This is a genomic window from Mesorhizobium sp. WSM4806 (assembly GCF_055811635.1).
In genome coordinates this window covers 151,314-166,198 of the sequence record NZ_JBVVQZ010000016.1, presented here as the reverse complement: position 1 = coordinate 166,198, position 14,885 = coordinate 151,314, and the positions used below count along the sequence as shown (strand labels likewise).

Sequence of the window (14,885 nt, the reverse complement as noted above, 5' to 3'; positions counted from 1 at the left end):
CAAATTTTGACCGATTGGACAAACGTTAGCACCGCCCTGTCGGCGGTCAAGGGATTACTAGCGGAAATGCGGCAGCTGAGGCGCGCTCCACAGGCCGGAGAAAAACTGGTCCAGAGAATTGGTCCAGATGGCTCTCCAAGCCATGGTATGCCGCGGTGACGGCCGACATGGAAATTCCGGCCCCTCGCCGTACCCGCATCCAGCAGGAAAAGCGCGAGCTGATCCTGGAGGCGGCGCTCGAGGTGTTCTCGACCAGCGGCTTTCGCGGCTCGACCATCGACCAGATCGCCGAAGCCGCCGGCATGTCGAAGCCGAACCTGCTCTACTATTTCCGCCGCAAGGAGGACATCCACGAGACGCTGATGCAGCGGCTTCTCGACACCTGGCTGGCGCCGCTGCGCGAACTCGACGACATCGGCGATCCCTTGACCGAATTGCGAAGCTATATCAGGCGCAAGCTCAAAATGGCGCGCGATTTCCCCAGGGAAAGCCGCCTGTTCGCCAACGAGATCCTGCAGGGCGCGCCGCGCATCATGCCGATGCTGGAAGGCGAGCTGAAGACGCTGGTCGACGAGAAGGCCGCCGTCATCAAGGGCTGGATGCGCGCCGGCAAGATCGCGCCCACCGACCCCTGGCACCTGATCTTCTCGATCTGGGCGACGACGCAGCACTATGCCGATTTCGACGTTCAGGTCCGCGCCGTGCTCGGCCCCGACCGCGGCGGCGACGGCCGCTTCGAGGATGCTGCAAGGTTTCTCGAACAATTGTTCATCGACGGGCTGAAGCCGAAGAGCTGAAGCTTCAGCAATTGGTTTGACAGATTGAGACCGTTTGCCAGAGGCTGCGGCGGCTGCCTCCGCGAGGCGGCCACCGAACCTTCAAAGCGGCTGCGCCGCCAGCGCCAGGAAACCTCCAGTAAGCGCCACGTTGCCGACAAAGCCGTTGATGCGCGACGCGCGCTTGGGGCCCTGATGATCCCAGAAATTGTGGAACATCGGCGTGGCCACCATCAGGAACAGCACCAGGCACAGAGCCGCGGCAGCGGTCCAGACACCTGATATCACCAGCGCTCCGGAAACGATTTGCAGGACGATCCCCAACCACAGCATCAGCCGCGCCTGCGGCACGCCTCGCGTCGTCATCAGCTGGGTCAGGAAGCCTGCATTCTGGATGTTGCGCAGGCCGGCAAAGACAAAGGCGCCGCCAAGCAGCAGGCGTGCGGCAACCAGAATCTCATTCTCAAAATTCGACAACATGGTCTTGATCCCAAAGCAAAAAGAGACGCGCGGGGCGTTAAGGCCGCGCATCCAGTTTCGTCTGCTCAGGCGGCCTTGGCCGCCGCTACCGGATGAATGGCGTGGAAGGGAACGCAGAGCCGGTTCCAGGTGTTGATCATGCCGATCGCGACGGACAGCTTGACCAATTCCTCTTCCGAGAAGTGTTCAAGCGTGCGAGCATAGAGATCGTCCGGCACGCCGCTGTCGGCGATCTTCGTCACCACGTCGGTCCAGGCGAAGGCAGCACGTTCGCGCTCGGAAAACAGCGGCGATTCCTTCCAGGCGGAGACGAGATAGAGCCGCTGCTCGGTCTCGCCATCTCGGCGCGCCTCGCGGCTGTGCATCTCGACGCAGTACGAACAGCCATTGATCTGCGACGCCCGCAGCTTGATCAGATGCAGCAGGCCTTCCTCGAGCCCGCACTCGTCGACCGCCTTGTTGAGCGCCGATACCGCTTCATGATTTCCGGCGCCGCGCCGAAGAATTGCAGCCTCTGCTTCATTCTCTTTCCCTTCACGCTTGCTTGGTTGAACTGGATTTCTGCGGTCGTTGATGACGCTCGACAAAGGCGCAGTTGGCGGCGACTGAACGGGGATCGGCATCGCTCACGTATTCCGCAACGATGTCGGACAGCCGGGACTCAGCAAGAGCGGCGCGATAGGCGCGCTCGGCCTTCAGCATCGCGACGCTGATGCCGCAGGGTTTGACATAGGCCGAGGCATCGAGCCTGGCCGGCCCGCGCTGACGGATTTCGCCGCAACGGAAGGCCGGTTCGCGTCCTTCGACGGCGAGCACGATGTCGAGCAGCGTTATGCGCTCCGCCGGCCGCGCCAGCCGGAAACCGCCCGATGGCCCGGGCACCGATTCCAGGATGCCCGACGCCGTGAGCGCGTTGAGATGCTTGAGCAGATAGCTTGGCGACAGGCCGAACGCTTCCGCCATGGCAGCACCCGGCATGGTCGACGCGCCTTCCACGCCGGCAAGCATGGCGGCGCAGTGGATGGCCGCTTCAACGCCCTCGCCCAGCTTCATTTTTCTGAATTCCAATTCATGGATATATCTTATCGTGGATAATTTTTATCCGCAATAGGAATATCCGGGCCTACGGTTCCTTTTCAAAGGTTGCGCTGCCCCTCATTGCCCTGCCGGGCATTTCTCCCCGTATAGTGACGGGGAGAAAGACGCTATCACCGATGATTTCGCCAATTGTCGGCGGTGCAAAAAGGGCGGCGAGGTTGCGGCAATCCCCCTTCTCCCCGTCACGATACGGGGAGAAGGTGCCGGCAGGCGGATGAGGGGCAGCGCCAACCTCGACAATTCAACCGGACGAAACCGATCTGGCGCTTCGACCAAACTTACTCCGCGGCCACCTTGGCCATCGGGTTGTTTGGATGCGTCGTCCAGTTGGCGTAGACCGGCGACACCGGTCTGCCGGTGCGCTGGTCGATGACGCCGGCCGCCAGCGGCTCCATGGTGATGCAGTTCTCGACAGGGCAGACATTGACGCAGAGGTTGCAGCCGACGCATTCGGCCTCGATCACCTCGAAATGCCGCTTGCCGTCAACCATGCTGGTGATCGCCTGGTGCGAAGTGTCCTCGCAGGCGATGTGGCAGCGGCCGCATTTGATGCACGCCTCCTGGTCGATATGCGCCTTGGCGACGTAATTGAGGTTGAGATATTGCCAGTCGGTGACGTTGGGCGTGGCGCGGCCGACGATGTCGTCGAGCGAGGCATGGCCCTTCTCGTCCATCCAGTTTTCCAGGCCGGCGATCATCTCCTGCACGATCTTGAAGCCATAGGTCATCGCCGCCGTGCACACCTGCACATTGCCGGCACCGAGCGCCATGAATTCGGCAGCGTCGCGCCAGGTGGTGATGCCGCCGATACCGGAGATCGGCAAGCCGTGCGTTTCCGGATCGCGGGCGATCTCGGCGACCATGTTCATGGCGATCGGCTTCACCGCCGGGCCGCAATAGCCGCCATGCGAACCCTTGCCGTCGATGGTCGGCTCCGGTGCGAAACTGTCGAGATTGACGCCGGTGATCGAATTGATGGTGTTGATCAGCGACACCGCGTCGGTGCCGCCGGCAAGGGCGGCACGCGCCGGCTTGCGTATATCGGTGATGTTCGGCGTCAGCTTGGTGATGACAGGCATGCGGGTGTTGGCCTTGCACCAGCGCACCACCATTTCGATGTATTCCGGCACCTGGCCGACGGCGGCGCCCATGCCGCGTTCCGACATGCCGTGCGGGCAGCCGAAATTGAGCTCGATGCCGTCGGCCCCGGTCTCCTCGACCACCGGCAGGATCGCCTTCCACGCATGCTCCTCGCAAGGCACCATCAGCGAGACGACGATGGCGCGCTCGGGCCAGTCCATCTTGACCTGCTTGATCTCGCGCAGATTGGTCTGCAAGTCGCGGTCGGTGATCAGCTCGATGTTGTTCAAGCCGAGCAGGCGGCGATCGGCGCCCCAGATCGCGCCATAGCGCGGGCCGTTGACATTGACCACCGGCGGCCCCTCTTCGCCGAGCGTCTTCCAGACAACGCCGCCCCAGCCCGCCCTAAAGGCGCGGATGACATTGTAGGCCTTGTCGGTCGGCGGCGCCGAGGCCAGCCAGAACGGATTTGGTGATTTGATGCCGACGAAATTGTTTCTGATATCTGCCATGCTCATGCCCTCCCGTTCGAGGTCAGTGCCCGGTGGATCGATTCGGCCGCGTCGCGCCCCTGCGCGACTGCCGAGACGGTGAGGTCGTCGCCGCCATAGATGCAGTCGCCGCCGGCCCAGACGTTTGGCAGCGAGGTGCGGCCTTCGGCGTCGACCTTGATGCGGCCGGCTTCCAGCGCCAGCAAGGCGCCGCTGCCGTTGAGCGCAGCCGGGACAAAGCTCTGGCCGATCGCCTTGAACACCTGGTCGGCGGTGAGCGTCATTCGCTCGCCGGTGCCGACGAGTTTCTCGCCATCCATCGCCGTATATTCGAGCTCGATGCCTGAGACCTTGCCGCCTTCGGCAATGACCCGCTTCGGCTGCAGCCAGTGGCGGATGATGACGCCGTTGGCGGCGGCCAGGTCCTGCTCGAATTCCGAGGCGTTCATGTGCTCCTGGCCGCGCCGGTAGCAGATCGTCACCTCTTCGGCGCCGAGCAGCTTTGATTGCACCGCCGCGTCGATCGCCGTCATGCCGCCACCGATGACGACGACACGCCGGCCGACCGGCAGGCTGGCAAGATCGCTGGCCTGGCGAAGCTCGGCAATGAACTCCACCGCATTGGTGACGCCTTGCGCGTCCTCGCCGTCGGCGCACAACGCGTTGACGCCGCCAAGTCCCATGCCGAGGAACACTGCATCGTAATTCCTGGTCAGGTCCGACAGCTGGTAATCGCGGCCAAGCGCCTTGCCGTTCTGGATGTTGATGCCGCCGATCGAAATGACATAGTCGACCTCAGCCTGGGCAAAATTGTCGATGCTCTTGTAAGCGGCGATGCCGTATTCATTGAGACCGCCGGCTTTCGGGCGGGCCTCCAGGATGGTCACGTCGTGACCGTGGCGGGCGAGCCGATGGGCGGCGGCAAGCCCGGCCGGTCCGGCGCCGACCACGGCGACCGTCTTGCCGGTCGGAGCGGCGCGCGCATAGAACTGCTTGTTCTCAGCCATTGCGACATCGGTGGCATAACGCTGCAGGCGGCCGATCTGCACCGGCTTGCCTTCCGCCACTTCGCGCACGCAGACCTCTTCGCACAGCGTCTCGGTCGGGCAGACGCGGGCGCACATGCCGCCCAAAATGTTCTGGTCGAAAATCGTCCTGGCCGAGCCGATCGGATTGCCGGTCGAGATCTGGCGGATGAACAGCGGGATGTCGATCGAGGTCGGGCACGCGTTCATGCACGGCGCATCGTAGCAGAAATAGCAGCGATCGGACTCGACCAGCGCCTCGTGATGATCGAGCGGCGGATGCAGGTCGGAAAAATTATCGGCGTATTGCTCAGGCGAAAGCCGGCCGCCGGCAATGCCCTGCTTGAAATGACCAGTCGCCATTCCGCTTCCCCATTCCTTGTTGTTTTGCGGAAGGCTAGCACGTTTTGTTTTTTTATCAATTGGTCAATTTTCGAGGCAAGCCGCTGAAAAGCCACAACAAAAACATGATATCAATACTCATGTTTTCTATATTGGCCTTGGCTGTCGGAATTCCGTCGCGAAGATCGTCCTAGATGGATCACGCATGATCGCTGACTGGAAACCCAAGGAGCACGACAATGCCAAACTCCCCGACGTCCTTCTTCTGGTACGAGCTGATGACCACCGATCTCGACGCTGCCGAAGCGTTCTACACCGACGTGGTCGGCTGGAAGGCGCAGCCCTTCGACGGCGCGCCCGGCATGCCGCGCTATATCGTCATGAATGTCGGCGAGCGCGGCGTCGGCGGGCTGATGACGCAGCCGGACGAAGTGCGCAAGACGGGCATGCCGCCGGCCTGGGTCGGTTACATCCATACCGGGGATGTCGATGCTTCGACGAAATCGCTGAAGGAGGCCGGCGGTACGGTTCACCGCGAACCCGATGACATTCCGGGCGTCGGCCGCTTTGCCGTCGTCGCCGATCCGCAAGGCGCGGTCTTCAATTTCCTGCAGCCGATTGGCCCTGACCAGCCGCCGTTGCCGGCTACCACTCCCGGCAATATCGGCTGGCATGAACTCTACACGACCGACTGGCGCGCCGCGTTCGATTTCTATGCCGGGCAATTCGGCTGGACCAAGGGCGACGCCATGGATATGGGGCCGATGGGCACCTACCAGCTGTTTGCCGCCGGCGGCGAACCTGTCGGCGGCATGATGAACAAGCCCGAGCAGGTTCCGGTGCCGGTCTGGCAGTTCTATTTCAATGTCCCCGCAATCGACGCGGCGGCCAAGCGTGTCACCGATAATGGCGGCACGATCCTGATGGGACCGATGGAGGTTCCCGGCGGCGGCTGGATCGTGATGTGCACGGATCCACAGGGTGCTCATTTCGCGCTAACGGCGCCGGTGCGGTAGCTGGGCCGGCGTCATGCTTGTCGAAGTGGGCGATCCTTCGCGCCCCCCTCTGTCCTGCCGACCCCGCGCATTTTGGATAGCCTCCACCTAGCAGCGCCCTCACCCGCGCATCCGCACGAGATTCGCGTCGAACAGCGGCGTCGGCTGCACCCGGGCGGTGTAGCGCTTGCCCAGGAGCTCGATCTCGAAACCATCGGCCTCGTCGGCGATCTCCTTCGGCACATAGCCCATCGCCACGGACGTCTTCGAATGATGTGCGTAGCCGCCTGACGTGACCCAGCCGCGCACGGCGCCGTCGAACCAGATCGGCTCGTCGCCGATGACGTCGGCGTCTGCAGCATCGACGACAAAGGCGCGCAGCCGCAGCTTGCCGCCTTGCTGGCGCTCGGCCAGTGCCGCCTGCTTGCCGATGAAATCGGTTTCTTTCCCGTAGGCGACGAAACGGTCGAGCCCGGCCTCCAGCGGACCGTAGATCGGCCGGTATTCGCGCGCCCACGAGCCGTAATTCTTCTCCAGCCGCAGCGCGTTGAGCGCACGCGCGCCGAACAGGCCGATGCCGAAGTGTTCGCCGGCCGCCATCAGGGTCTGGTACGCGGCACGCTGATATTCCGGCGCCACCCAGATCTCGTAGCCGAGATCGCCGGTGTAGCTGACGCGGCCGACCAGGCACGGCGCCATGCCGATATCCATCCTGGCCGTCGCCATGAACGGAAACGCCGCATTCGACACATCCGCCCGCGTGGCTTTTGCCAGCACGTCCCGCGCCCTCGGACCGGCAATCGACAGGCCCGTCAGTCTCGCCCCCAGCGCCTCGATATGGACCGAGCCATCTTGCGGCAGATGCGCCTCGAACCAGCGCATATGATACTGCTCGGCAATGCCGGAACCGGCGAGGAACCAGCCCTCCCCGCTGGAATTGCCGCTGCCGAGATTGGCCAGCGAAAAGTCGCCGATCAGCCTGCCGTCTTGCTTCAGCATCGGCGCCAGCGTCATGCGGCCGGGCTTTGGCAGCTTGCAGGCAAGCAGGCGGTCGAGCCAGGCCGCCGCGCCCGCGCCCGTCACCCTGTATTTGGCGAAGGACGAGATTTCCGACAGGCCGACACTTGTCCGCACCGTCCTCACCTCTTTTGCGACATGCTCGAAATCGCTCGAGCGCCGCCACGAGAACTCGTCCCTGACGCCTTCGGGCGCATACCACAACGACACTTCCAGCCCATAGGCCACGCCCCACTGCGCGCCCTTCGCCGACAAAAGGTCGTAGACTGGCGTGGTCTTGAGCGGCCGCCCGGCAGGCAGTTCCTCATTGGGGAAGCGGATGGAAAAACGCCGCGAATAATTCTCGCGCACCTTGGCGTTGGTGTAGGCCATCGTTGCCCAGTCGCCGTAGCGAGAGACGTCCATCGCCCAGATGTCGGCGCCGGGATCGCCCTCGATCATCCAGTTCGACAGCGCCAGGCCAACACCGCCGCCCTGCGAAAAGCCGGCCATGACGCCGCAGGCGACCCAGAAGCCAGGCAGGCCGCGCACCGGCCCGACCAACGGGTTGCCGTCGGGCGCGAAGGTGAAGGGGCCGTTGATGATCTGCTTGATTCCGGTGTTCTGGAAGGCCGGGAAATGCCGAAACCCGACTTCCAATGACGGCGCGATGCGGTCGATGTCGGGCTCGAGAAGCTCGTGGCCGAAATTCCACGGTGTCTGGAGCTCGGACCATGGCTTGTTGGCCTTCTCATAGGTGCCCATCAGCATGCCGCCGCGCTCCTGGCGCAGATAGAGCTCGCCGTCGAAATCGACCGCGTGGATGATCTCCGTGCCGGTCTTCTGGTTCCAGGCGGCGACCTCCGGCATGTCCTCGGTGATCAGGTACATGTGCTCCATGGCCAGCACCGGCAGTTCGAGGCCCACCATGCGGCCGACCTCGCGCGCCCACAGGCCGCCGGCGTTGACGACATGCTCGGCCACCACCTCGCCCTTGTTGGTGATGATCCGCCACAACCCGTCGGCGCGGCGCACGATATCCTCGACCTTGGTGAAGCGCTCGACCTCGGCGCCAAGTTTTCTGGCCGCCTTGGCATAGGCGTGGGTGACGCCGGACGGGTCGAGATGACCGTCCTCCTTGTTGCGCACCGCGCCGACGAACTGTTTCGGGTCGAGCAGCGGCATCAACTCGGCCGCCTCATCAGGCGAGATCTCCTCGAGGTCGATGCCGAGATAGCGGCCCTTGGCGACAACGCCGCGCAGCCAGTCGAGCCGCGCCTCGGTCGCCGCCAAAAGCACGCCACCGGTCAGATGCACGCCGGTCGCCTGGCCGGACAGCTCCTCGATCTCCTTGTAGAGCGAGATCGTGTATTTCTGCAGCTTGGCGACGTTGGGATCGCCATTGATCGTGTGCATGCCGCCGGCCGCGTGCCAGGTCGAGCCGGAAGTCAGCTCGTCGCGCTCCAGAAGCACAATGTCGGTCCAGCCGTGACGGGCGAGATGGAACAGCACGGAACAGCCGACGACGCCTCCGCCAATGACCACGACCTTAGCATGCGATTTCATGGGTTTTTCTCATTATTTCAGGGAGTTGGAGGGGTGAGATGAGGGAGGAGCCAAGTCACCCCCCTCTGGCCTACCGGCCATCTCCTCCTCAAGGTCCCCCCAAGGGGGGAGATTGGCAGTTTCAACGCCGCCGCGCTCTTTTCAACGGTGGTGATTGGCGAAGGAGAACGTGACAGCCAATCTCCCCCCTTGAGGGGGAGATGTCCGGCAGGACAGAGGGGGGTACACGAGCGCAAGCCTTCGACCATCACGGCTCGCCCTGCCCGATCGCTTCCTTGCGCCTGGCCACATACGCCTCCAGCGCTTCGCGCACCGCAATATCCATCGTCGGCTCGACATGATCTTCCAGCGCCTTCTTCCACAGCCGCGTCGCCCGCGCCGTGGTGTCTAGCCCGCCGGCCTCCTGCCAGGCCTCGTAGTTCTGCCAATTGGAGAGCATCGGCTGGTAGAAGGCGGTTGCATAGCGCTCCAGCGTGTGCGGCTCGCCGAAGAAATGGCCGCCGGTCGGCACCGCACCCAGCGCCTCGACGGCGAGTTCCGCCTCGTTGACTTCGATCGGGCGCAAAAACTCCATCATGTGCTGGATCATCTCGACATCGATGATGAACTTTTCGAACGACGCGGTCAGCCCGCCCTCCTGCCAGCCGGCTGCGTGGTAGACGAGATTGCCGTGGCCGAGCACCGCACCCCACAGCGCCATCAGCGTCTCATAGGCGCCTTGCGCGTCGGCCGCGTTGGAGGCCGAGCCCGGCGTCGTCCGGTAGGGCAGTCCATAGCGCCGCGCCAATTGCCCGGAGGCGATGTTGGCCTTGGTGTTCTCCGGCGTGCCAAAGGCCGGCGCACCGGACTTCATGTCGACATTGGAGGTGAAGGCGCCATACATGACCGGGGCGCCAGGGCGGACAAGCTGCGTCAAGACCACGCCGAACAGCGCCTCGGCGTTCTGTTGCGCCAGCGCGCCGGCAAGCGTCACCGGGCTCATCGCCCCCATCAGCGTGAACGGCGTCACCGCAACCGACTGGCCGAACTCGGCCATGGTCATCAGGCCTTCGGCCATCATTTCGTCGAAGCGGCGCGGCGAGTTGACCGAGATGATGGTGGTGACGCCGGGATCGTCGCGCATTTGGTCGAGGCTCAAGCCCCGCGAAATCGCCATCATTTCGACGCCGTCCAGCGCCCTGCCGCGGCCGATCGCCGAGACGTGAAAACTCTTGTCGGTCAGCGTCAGATTGGCGAAATAGGTGTCGAGGTGGCGTGAATTGGCCGGCAGTTCCACCGGTGCGCAGACCTGATTGCCGAGCATGTGGATGCAGTTGAAATGCTGCGCCAGCCGGGTGAGGTCGCAATAGTCGCGCAAATTGCCGGCGCGCCGGCCGCGTTCCATGTCATGCACGTTCGGCGGTCCGGCGACGAGCGTAAAATTGATCGTGTTGCCGCCGAGATGGACTGTGTGGGCCGGGTTGCGCGGCGTCAGCGTATAGCTGGACCGCGTCGTCTTCAGTGCCTCGTCGACCATGCCGCGGTCGATGCGGACAGTCATCGACGCATGATTGACCTTGGCGCCGGCCTTCTCGAATAGCGAAAGCGCCCGCGGGCTCATCACCTCGATGCCGAAATTCTCCAGAATGTGCATCGACGCCTGGTGGATCGCCTCGATCTGATCGGCCGAGAGCATCGCCATCGGCGGATAGGGATTTGTCACGCGGCGCAACGGCAGTTGCGGGATGGCGGCCGGTCCCCTGTTGCTGGTTCGCTCGGCGCCGCGCTTGCGTCTCGGTTCGGTCATGCGGCGCATCAAAGCGCCGGCACGACGATCGGGCTGTCAGAAATCCGCCACCTGCGGGCGCGATTTTAGCCAAGGCGGCATTTTGGGATTTCGTGCCGACAAAAGCGACGGAAAACGTCGGAATATCTATCCTCGCTGTGTCCCGGCCAAAGCGGCCGATCAGCCGTTAAGGAACGCTGCAAGATTCCCTTTATGATTCCAGCCTAATCCTCTTCCAATGGGTAGGTCGAGTTTTAGCAAAATTGTAGCCGTTACCGTGCTGCTGGCGCTGTCGGCCTGCGCGACGCCGCCGAGCCATATCAACAATGTCTGCGCCGTCTTCGACCAGAATGACGGCTGGTTCGACAACTGGCAGGCGGCGGCCGAACGCGCCGAACGGAAGCACGGCGTGCCGGTTCCCGTGCTGATGGCGACGGTGCGCAAGGAATCCGGCTTCAAGAGCAACGCCAGGCCGCCGCGCAAGAAACTGCTCGGCTTCATTCCCTGGAAACGTGCCTCCAGCGCCACCGGCTTCTCGCAGGCGCTTGACGGCACCTGGGCGCAATATCAGAGCGAGACCGGCAGCTGGGCGGCGCGCCGCACCAGCTTCGCCGATGCCGTCGATTTCGTCGGCTGGTATCATTCCAAGACATCAGACACGCTCGGCGTCGCCCGCAACGACACCTACAATCTCTATCTGGCCTATTATCTCGGCTGGACGGCCTATGGCCGCGGCAACCGCGGCGATGCCGGCGTGCAGCGCTATGCGCGGGCCACGGAGCAGATGGCTCGGGACTACGCCGCGCAGCTACGCCAATGCGCGCGTTGATGGCGCCACGGATCTAATCGTCCGTCAGCTTCGGCCTCTTGCCATGCGGACGCTGCGGCGGAGCGCCGGCAAAGCCCGGACCGATGCCTTGCGGCGCGTCGTCGGGCACGCCTTCATTGGCGGCATGCTCCTTGTCGAACTTGATCACCGGCTCCATTTTCGCCAGCACGTCGTCGGCAAGCCAGCACAGGCTCATATGACCGTCGCCGAGATGCTTGACCGGCGGCACCTGCGTCTCGCAAAGATTGTCCGGCACCAGCTTCTTGTAGCCGCAGCGGGTCTGGAACGGGCAGCCGGTTGGCGGGTTCATCGCCGACGGGATGTCGCCCTCCAGCACGATGTGCTTCTTGATAACGCTGGTATCGGCGATCGGGATCGCCGACAGCAGCGCCTCGGTATAGGGATGATAGGGCGGCGAAAAGATCTGGTCGGTCGTGCCCTGCTCGACGATATAGCCGAGATACATGACGACGACGCGGTCGGCGATGTAGCGCACCACCGACAGGTCGTGGCTGATGAACAGCATCGTCGTCTTGTTCTTGCGCTGGATGTCCATCAACAGTTCGGTCACCGCCGCCTGCACCGACACGTCGAGCGCCGAGACTGGCTCGTCGGCCACCACCACCTTGGCATCGCCGGCAAAAGCCCGCGCCACGCCGATGCGCTGCTTCTGGCCGCCGGAAAGCTGGCGCGGCTTGCGGGTCTCGAACGCCCGCGGCAGCTTCACCAGGTCGAGCAGTTCCAGCATGCGCTTGCGGCGATCGGCAACGGTGTTGCCGACATTGAATTTTTCCAGCGTGCGGATGATCTGCGAGCCGACCGTATGGCTGGGATTGAGCGTGTCGAACGGATTCTGGAACACCATCTGGATCGACGACACCGTCTCGACGCTGCGGTTCTCGACCCCGATCGACTGGATCTGCTGGTTGCCGAGCGTCACGCTGCCGGAGCTTGCCGTCTCCAGTCCGAGCAGCACCTTGGCCAGCGTCGACTTTCCGCAGCCGGACTCGCCGACAATGGCGACGGTCTCGGATTCGCGCGCCATGAAGGAGATCGTCTCATTGGCCTTGACGACGCGGCCCTCGCTCGAGCCGAACACCTCGCTGCCGCCGACCTTGTAGTACTTTTTGAGATCCTCGATCTTGAGCACCGGCGCGCCGGGCTCGACGCGCTCGTTGACCTTCTTGGCGCCGGGCGGCAGCGCTTCCCAGTCGATCTCGTTGAAGCGCACGCAGCGCGAAAAATGGCCTTCATGGCCGTCGACCGCGATCATCGGGATTTCTGCGGCGTTGCAGACGCCCTCGACGAAATGGTGGCAGCGGGGGCCGAAATTGCAGCCCTTCGGCCGCTCGTGCGGCAGCGGCAATTGCCCCGGGATTGAGATCAGAGGCCGCGAATTCTTGTCGGCGCCAGGCAGCGGGATCGAGCGGAACAGGCCTTGCGTGTAGGGATGGCGCATCCGGTCGAAGACGTCCTTGATCTTGCCGGTCTCCACCGCTTCGCCCGAATACATCACCGTGATGCGGTCGCAGGTTTCCAGGATCAGGCCGAGATTGTGCGACACGAAGATCATCGAGGTGCCGAACTTCTCGCCAAGTCCCTTGACCAGGTCGACGATGCCGGCTTCGACCGTCACGTCGAGCGCCGTCGTCGGCTCGTCGAGCAGCAGCAGCGCCGGCTTCGACAGCAGCGCCATGGCGATGACGATGCGCTGTTGCTGGCCACCGGAAAGCTGGTGCGGAAACGAGCGCATCATCCGCTCCGGATCGGGCAGCCTGACCGAGCGCACCATTTCCAGCGCGCGTTGATAAGCCTCTTCCTTCGACACCTTGTCGTGGATCAGCGGCACTTCCATCAGTTGCTGGCCGACCTTCATCGCCGGGTTCAGGCTGGCCATCGGCTCCTGGTAGATCATCGCGATCTTGTTGCCGCGGATGGCGCGCAGTTCCTCGTCGGACAGCTCGCCCATGTCCTTGCCCTGGAACTTTATCCGGCCGCCGACGATCTTTCCGATGTTGGAGAGGTCGCGCATGATGCCGAGCGACACGGTCGACTTGCCGCAGCCGGATTCGCCGACGATGCCCATCGCTTCGCCAGGCATGACCGTGCAGGAAAAATCCATGACGGCCGGTATCTCGCCCTTGCGGGTGAAGAAGGAGATCGACAGGTTCTCGATCTCGATGATCGGCCCATTGGTCGGCTTGGCGGGATTTCGAACTGCCTCATTCATGGGTCGCTCCAATCCTGGTTCTTTCAGCATATCGGGTCGAGAACCCGTACATCAATCTTTCATCGATTGCTCACGCAGCGAGTCGGCCAGCAGATTAAGGCCCAGCACGAACGACATCAGCGCGATCGTCGGCGGCAGCGCCGGATGGATGAAGGAGCGCAGCAGCCGGCTGGCATCCTTGATCGCGGTGCCCCAGTCCGGGCTCTCGGGCGCCAGCCCCAGGCCGAAATAGCCGAGCGTGCCGAGCAGGATCGTGGTGTAGCCGATACGCAGGCAAGCATCGACGATCAGCGGCCCGCGCGCATTGGGAAGTATCTCCCACAGCATGATGTACCAGGGCGATTCACCGCGCGTCTGCGCCGCTGCCACATAGTCGCGCGTTTTGATGTCCATGACCAGGCCGCGCACGATGCGGAACACGCCGGGGCTGGAGGCGAACACCACCGCCACGAAGATGTTGAGCTGGTTGGGATCGATATGGATGATCCTGAACGGATCGGCATCGAAGACCAGGCCGGCATAGACCCAGCCGCCAATGATCAGCGTCAGCCCCAAGAGGATGTAAAGGCGGTCGGGCCGTTTCTTGTAGCGCGTCCAGAACAGCACGCTGAAGAAGATGATCGGAAACATGAAGAACAGGCCGGCCATCGCATAGGGGATAGGTGTCTCCATGATGCCCGGCGTCACCAGGAGGTAGAACAGCAGGATCACCGGGAAGGCGAGCACCAGATTGGCGAGGAATGACAGCACCGTATCGATCCTGCCGCCATAATAGCCGGCCGGCAGACCGAGCGTGATGCCGACCATCAGCGCAAACCCGGTCGCCGCCGGCGCGATGATCAGCACGATCTGACTGCCGTAGACCATGCGGCTGAACACGTCGCGGGCAAGCTTGTCGCCGCCGAACAGGTAGACAAGTCCCGATTGCGGCTCGACCGCGCCCGGCAGCGCGTCCTTCATGATCGGGATCTGGACAAGCGGATTGAACGGCGAGACGGTCGACGCGAAGATCGCCGTGAACAGCCAGAACAGGCAGATGCCGACGCCGACGATGCCGACGCTGCTGTCGAAGAGCTGACCGTAGAGGCCAAGCCTCTTCTTGTAGGCGAAGCTCGCCCCCATCACCACGACGAGAGCGATCCAGACCGGCCAGAAACGCGCAAGCACGCCAAGCACCACATTGAAGGCGCCGATATATTCAAGCTGCATCCG

11 protein-coding genes and 1 pseudogene are annotated in these 14,885 nt (G+C 63.4%); 3 read left to right on the top strand and 9 right to left on the bottom strand.

Annotated elements, in window-relative coordinates:
* The first annotated feature begins 167 nt into the window (after positions 1-167).
* Entirely contained in the window at positions 168-797 is a 630-nt protein-coding gene (locus tag AC0L2M_RS23670) for a TetR family transcriptional regulator C-terminal domain-containing protein (protein ID WP_473536065.1), read from the top strand.
* 81 nt (positions 798-878) lie between these two features.
* Here AC0L2M_RS23670 and AC0L2M_RS23665 read toward each other — a convergent pair whose 3' ends face one another.
* The 5 genes and pseudogenes from AC0L2M_RS23665 to AC0L2M_RS23645 form a co-directional block, all read right to left on the bottom strand.
* A complete protein-coding gene (locus AC0L2M_RS23665; RefSeq protein ID WP_473536064.1) occupies positions 879-1,256 on the bottom strand; it encodes a DoxX family protein in 378 nt (125 codons plus the stop codon).
* Between the two features lie 65 nt (positions 1,257-1,321).
* Positions 1,322-1,779 (bottom strand): annotated as a pseudogene (locus AC0L2M_RS23660) (carboxymuconolactone decarboxylase family protein).
* Positions 1,780-1,790: 11 nt separating this feature from the next.
* The gene (locus AC0L2M_RS23655) at positions 1,791-2,309 is read right to left on the bottom strand and encodes an RrF2 family transcriptional regulator (RefSeq protein WP_287249484.1); all 519 of its coding nucleotides are present in this window, start codon (positions 2,307-2,309) and stop codon (positions 1,791-1,793) included.
* Between the two features lie 323 nt (positions 2,310-2,632).
* Positions 2,633-3,946, bottom strand: a complete 1,314-nt coding sequence (gene preA, locus AC0L2M_RS23650) for an NAD-dependent dihydropyrimidine dehydrogenase subunit PreA (RefSeq protein WP_128167225.1) — start codon at positions 3,944-3,946, stop codon at positions 2,633-2,635.
* Between the two features lie 2 nt (positions 3,947-3,948).
* Positions 3,949-5,313 (bottom strand): NAD(P)-dependent oxidoreductase, encoded by a 1,365-nt coding sequence (locus AC0L2M_RS23645; protein ID WP_473536063.1) that lies wholly within the window; start codon positions 5,311-5,313, stop codon positions 3,949-3,951.
* 218 nt (positions 5,314-5,531) lie between these two features.
* Between AC0L2M_RS23645 and AC0L2M_RS23640 the strand changes: the two genes are divergently transcribed.
* Positions 5,532-6,308, top strand: coding sequence for a VOC family protein (locus tag AC0L2M_RS23640; RefSeq protein WP_419693812.1), 777 nt, complete (start codon positions 5,532-5,534; stop codon positions 6,306-6,308).
* 99 nt (positions 6,309-6,407) lie between these two features.
* On the opposite strand, the gene AC0L2M_RS23635 is transcribed toward AC0L2M_RS23640, so the two are convergent.
* Positions 6,408-8,849, bottom strand: a complete 2,442-nt coding sequence (locus AC0L2M_RS23635; protein WP_473536062.1) for a GcvT family protein — start codon at positions 8,847-8,849, stop codon at positions 6,408-6,410.
* 247 nt (positions 8,850-9,096) lie between these two features.
* Entirely contained in the window at positions 9,097-10,635 is a 1,539-nt protein-coding gene (locus AC0L2M_RS23630; RefSeq protein WP_287173562.1) for a trimethylamine methyltransferase family protein, read from the bottom strand.
* A 217-nt stretch (positions 10,636-10,852) separates the two neighbouring features.
* On the opposite strand from AC0L2M_RS23630, the gene AC0L2M_RS23625 reads away from it, so the two are divergent.
* The gene (locus tag AC0L2M_RS23625) at positions 10,853-11,443 is read left to right on the top strand and encodes a transglycosylase SLT domain-containing protein (RefSeq protein ID WP_128174262.1); all 591 of its coding nucleotides are present in this window, start codon (positions 10,853-10,855) and stop codon (positions 11,441-11,443) included.
* Between the two features lie 13 nt (positions 11,444-11,456).
* Here AC0L2M_RS23625 and AC0L2M_RS23620 read toward each other — a convergent pair whose 3' ends face one another.
* The gene (locus AC0L2M_RS23620; protein ID WP_473536061.1) at positions 11,457-13,673 is read right to left on the bottom strand and encodes a dipeptide ABC transporter ATP-binding protein; all 2,217 of its coding nucleotides are present in this window, start codon (positions 13,671-13,673) and stop codon (positions 11,457-11,459) included.
* Positions 13,674-13,724: 51 nt separating this feature from the next.
* The gene (locus AC0L2M_RS23615; protein ID WP_128174266.1) at positions 13,725-14,882 is read right to left on the bottom strand and encodes an ABC transporter permease; all 1,158 of its coding nucleotides are present in this window, start codon (positions 14,880-14,882) and stop codon (positions 13,725-13,727) included.
* Positions 14,883-14,885: the final 3 nt, after the last annotated feature.

What these genes read in the sequence shown, in the direction of transcription:
- AC0L2M_RS23670 (WP_473536065.1), top strand. Translation starts at nt 168, where the DNA reads ATGGAAATTCCGGCCCCTCGCCGTACCCGCATCCAGCAGGAAAAGCGC.
- AC0L2M_RS23665 (WP_473536064.1), bottom strand. Translation starts at nt 1,256, where the DNA reads ATGTTGTCGAATTTTGAGAATGAGATTCTGGTTGCCGCACGCCTGCTG.
- AC0L2M_RS23655 (WP_287249484.1), bottom strand. Translation starts at nt 2,309, where the DNA reads ATGAAGCTGGGCGAGGGCGTTGAAGCGGCCATCCACTGCGCCGCCATG.
- preA (WP_128167225.1), bottom strand. Translation starts at nt 3,946, where the DNA reads ATGGCAGATATCAGAAACAATTTCGTCGGCATCAAATCACCAAATCCG.
- AC0L2M_RS23645 (WP_473536063.1), bottom strand. Translation starts at nt 5,313, where the DNA reads ATGGCGACTGGTCATTTCAAGCAGGGCATTGCCGGCGGCCGGCTTTCG.
- AC0L2M_RS23640 (WP_419693812.1), top strand. Translation starts at nt 5,532, where the DNA reads ATGCCAAACTCCCCGACGTCCTTCTTCTGGTACGAGCTGATGACCACC.
- AC0L2M_RS23635 (WP_473536062.1), bottom strand. Translation starts at nt 8,849, where the DNA reads ATGAAATCGCATGCTAAGGTCGTGGTCATTGGCGGAGGCGTCGTCGGC.
- AC0L2M_RS23630 (WP_287173562.1), bottom strand. Translation starts at nt 10,635, where the DNA reads ATGACCGAACCGAGACGCAAGCGCGGCGCCGAGCGAACCAGCAACAGG.
- AC0L2M_RS23625 (WP_128174262.1), top strand. Translation starts at nt 10,853, where the DNA reads ATGGGTAGGTCGAGTTTTAGCAAAATTGTAGCCGTTACCGTGCTGCTG.
- AC0L2M_RS23620 (WP_473536061.1), bottom strand. Translation starts at nt 13,673, where the DNA reads ATGAATGAGGCAGTTCGAAATCCCGCCAAGCCGACCAATGGGCCGATC.
- AC0L2M_RS23615 (WP_128174266.1), bottom strand. Translation starts at nt 14,882, where the DNA reads ATGCAGCTTGAATATATCGGCGCCTTCAATGTGGTGCTTGGCGTGCTT.